Annotated in this window: 2 protein-coding genes; both read left to right on the forward strand. The window is 56.9% G+C overall.

Annotation, left to right across the window (positions count from 1 at the left end):
- Positions 1 to 184: 184 nt before the first annotated feature.
- On the forward strand, positions 185 to 832 hold the full coding sequence (locus tag AC1DH9_RS28065; protein ID WP_427539907.1) for a response regulator: 648 nt from the start codon (positions 185 to 187) through the stop codon (positions 830 to 832).
- A gap of 18 nt (positions 833 to 850) precedes the next feature.
- The coding region (locus AC1DH9_RS28070; RefSeq protein WP_477809230.1) for a transporter substrate-binding domain-containing protein at positions 851 to 2,033 on the forward strand (1,183 nt) is incomplete at its 3' end.

Consider the following 2,033-nt stretch of genomic DNA (forward strand, 5'->3'; position numbering starts at 1 on the left):
GGCACGCCCGGCAGCAGGGTGGTTTGCGCGCCTGAGGCACACGACCGTTGGTCTGAACTGTCAACTTTGACAGGTAGTTTCGCCCTGTTTCTCGTGCAACAGTCGTTGCGCGGCCGTTGTGTCAGCCTTGGCAAATGCCGTGGGCGGCACGCCGGGGTTTTTGGGCGTTTCTATAGGAGTTGCCATGCGTTCAGCGCTGATCGTGGACGATCACCCGGTTGTTGTGACCGCCATCGAAATGCTGCTAAAGGCACTTAAGGATTCCAGCGACAGGGTGATGTTCAAGATCATTCTGCAGTCATCCAATGGTGCCGAGGCCCTACAAATGATCCTGGCCCAGTCACCTGATCTGGTGGTGCTGGATCTGAATATCCCCAAGCTTGGCGGGTTGGAACTGCTGAGTCGTCTGCAGCGCGATCAGTCACCTTCTCGGGTTGTGGTCTTCACCTCCTGTGAGCCGAGGTATTATGTCGACCGCTGCATGAGAGCCGGGGCCTTGGGCTTTGTCTCGAAAACCAGTGACCTGCAAGAGCTGCGTAAAGCCGTTCAAGCGGTGATGTCCGGCTATATGTATTTCCCGCAACTGGACTCCAGCTCAGTAAGTCTGGATCCGCTGCAACTCAACGAATTGCAGATGATCGAGAAGCTTTCCGACCGTGAACTGACCATCTTTCGATATTTGGCGCTTGGCTTTAGCAACAAGGAAATCGCTAAAGCCATGAACCTCAGCCACAAAACCATCAGCACCTACAAAACCCGCTTGATCGCAAAGCTCAATGTGAAATCGCTGGTTCACTTGAGAGAATTCGCCAAACGCAATCAGCTGATCTGAATGTATATGCACCTGCACATGCGCCTGCGTACYTGGCTGGTTGTGTTGATGCTGTTCAGTTCAGTCTGGTCGGTGGACAGCTTCGCCGCAAAACCACAGCTGCTGAAGCTGCAAGGGCGTTCGGTCGTCGACGATTACCAGGTCGAACTGGAAGATGCCGACTGGCGCTGGCTGCGCGAGCAGGGCAGCTTGCGACTGGGCGCTTCAGCGCCGGATTACGCGCCGTTCGAGGTCACCATCAGCGACAAGTACCTGGAAGGCATCACCGCCGATTTTGCGGTTCTGCTCAGCCAGCTACTGCACATTCGGGTCGAGGTGAAACGCTACCGGACCCGAGGCGAGGTGATTGCCGCGTTGAAGCAGGGCAATGTCGATCTGTTGGGCACCGCCAACGACTTTGAAGCGACCGATCCGCAGCTTTTGATGTCGCGTACCTATGCCGAAGATGCCCCGGCCCTGGTCACCCGCTTGGGCGACAGCGCCCGGCTGACACCCGACCTTGAGGGGCAGCGGGTGGCGATGCTCGATCATTATTTGCGACCCGAAGCGGTCTACGCGGTTTATCCCAAGGCACACCTTCAACTGTATGACTCGACATTGAGTGCCATCGGCGCCGTGGCTTTCGGCGGTGCCGATATCTATTTGGGCGACTCCCTCAGTGCCGGTTACCTGATCAATAACAGTTACCTGAACAACGTACAGCTGGCGGGATTTGCCCGCCTGGACGTCAACGCATTCGGCTTTTCGGTGAGTGCCGACAACCTTCGATTGCGGCGGATTATCGATGCCGCGTTGGCGGTGATTCCTGTGCAGGAACGCATGACGGTTCTGCGCCGCTGGAGTGCCGGCAGTAGTTTCAGCGGTGCGCAACGCTTGCAGTTGAGTGCCCGCGAACAACGTTGGATGGATAGCCACCCATCGGTCAGAGTCGGGGTCATCGACAACTTTGCGCCCTTGTCTTTTTATGACGATAAGGGCGAGTTCAGAGGCCTCAGCGCCCAGGTCCTGGACCGGATCAGCCTGCATACCGGGCTGAAGTTCGAGCTCGTGCGCGGCCATTCGTTGTATCAGCAAATAGAGCAGGTCAAGCAAGGCGGGATCGACCTGCTGGCTGTGATTACCCCGAGTAACGAGCGTCAGGCGGAACTGCGTTTTACTCGACCGTATCTGATCAATCCCTTTGTCCTGGTCAGTGCAGGCG

Source organism: Pseudomonas sp. 05T35, from assembly GCF_056396605.1.